At 74.9% G+C, this 1621-nt stretch carries 2 protein-coding genes; both read right to left on the bottom strand.

Going from position 1 to position 1621, the window contains the following annotated elements; genetic code table 11:
- Window positions 1–208: 208 nt before the first annotated feature.
- A complete protein-coding gene (locus ACTS11_RS12505) occupies window positions 209–919 on the bottom strand; it encodes a DUF2793 domain-containing protein (protein ID WP_442640645.1) in 711 nt (236 codons plus the stop codon).
- On the bottom strand, window positions 912–1621 hold a 710-nt coding region (locus ACTS11_RS12500), incomplete at its 5' end, for a GTA baseplate fiber-binding domain-containing protein (protein WP_442640644.1). The genes ACTS11_RS12505 and ACTS11_RS12500, both read right to left, overlap by 8 nt.

Genomic DNA, 1621 nt, shown 5'->3' with positions numbered 1-1621 from the left:
CGCCGCCCCCGGTCGGCGCCGAGGGCGCCGATCCCATGCATGAAATGTCGGCGCCGCAGGCGCCGATCCCATACATGAACTCTCGGCGCCGCAGGCGCCGATGTCATGCGGGAAGAGGCGGCGCCGAAGGCATCGATGCCATGCAGGAACGCCCGGCGCCGCAGGCGTCGATCCTATACAGGAAAGCCCTGCGCCGAATGCGTCGCCCTCAGACCGGGTCGGGCAGCGCCAGCTCCGCGAAATGCGCAACGAGGCGGAGGGCGCCGCCCGCGAAGGTCCCGCCCTCCGCCGTGATCTCGAGCGGCGTCGGCGTCCAGGCTACCTGCGGCGCGCCCGGGCCGTTCACCCAGGAATTCAAGGCGAGACCGAGGCCCGTGCCGTAGCGCCCGGGCTCGCCCGGCACACCGAGGGACCAGGCCGTGGCGCTTCCGGTGATGGCCTGCGTGACACGCCCCGTGACGCCGAAGACGATGGCGCGCTCGGGAAAGACCGGCGGCGTCGTCGCCGCGGCCCCGGCCCCGAGCGTCACCTCGATCTCTGCCGCACGCAGGGCGAGCCCCGCGCCCCAGGGCGTGAGCGTCGCCGCGCCCGCCCGCCACGCCATGCCGTCGAAGACGGCGCCCGCGCCTGCGTCGAGCACCATCGCCCGCCAGCCGCGCCTCGGCGTCACGAAGACCCAGCCGCCGCCCACGGCGACCGCCACGTCTCCGTCCCGCCCGGCCCAGCCGTTCACCGCGCCGACGCCCACGCCGTAGGCCGCGCCCTCCTCCGGCGCCACGGGCGGAACGATCTGCGACACCGACACGAGGCGGAGTTGCGTCAGCCCGTCGAGCCGGACCAGCGCCTCGTTCACGGTGACGTGCTTCTGTGCCTGTCCGGGCTGGAGGAGCGGAAGCGAGAGGTTGGCCGTTTCAGTCATCGATGGTGATCCTCGCGAACGGGCCCGGTCCGAACCGGTCGGAGAGCTGGGCGACTTCGATCCAATGGGGCGGCGCGGTGCCGTCCTCGGCCCGCATCGCGGCGGTATACGTGAAGGCGGGCGTCGTGACGGTCGCCTCGCGCCGGAGGCCGCCCGCGTCCACGACGCGAACCGAATAGGCCTCTGTCGCCTCGCCGAGCGGCACGTCGGTGCCCTCCCAGCTGTCGGCGTCGATACGGCTGCGGCGCACCCAGCTCACGGCACGGTCGCCGCCCATGCGCGCGGCCCGCAGGTGGACGGGGCGGAGCGGGCGGAGGCCGATGCCCGGAAAGGCCAGTACCTTCTCCACGTAGCTCGGATCGTCGAGGCCGCGGCGCGCCGGGCCGACGCGCCAGTGCCGGGCGAGGCCGCGCGCCGCGGCCGGCAGGTCGATCTGGCCGACCGCCCCGTCGAGAAGGACGAAGAGGCTCCCCTCCGGCCAGGCGGGCGGCATGTCCGCATCCGTCCCCGCCTGCCCCCGTAGCCTCAGCCCGATCTCCCAGAGGTCAGGCCCGACGAGACGCGCCTCGCGGAACTGGATCACCTCCCACCCGGCCCCGTCCCCGGGGCCGATCGCGGCCACGTTGGCGCCGTTCAGGACGGCCCCGGCCCCCGCCGACGACAGCGTGCCGCCGGCGAGCCGCACGCGCATCGGCGCCCGCC

The organism is Roseicyclus sp., from assembly GCF_052168335.1.
In the GTDB taxonomy this organism is placed as follows: Bacteria; Pseudomonadota; Alphaproteobacteria; order Rhodobacterales; family Rhodobacteraceae; genus Roseibacterium.
Note: the sequence above shows the minus strand (reverse complement) of the source record. Positions and strands in the feature narration are given on the sequence as shown.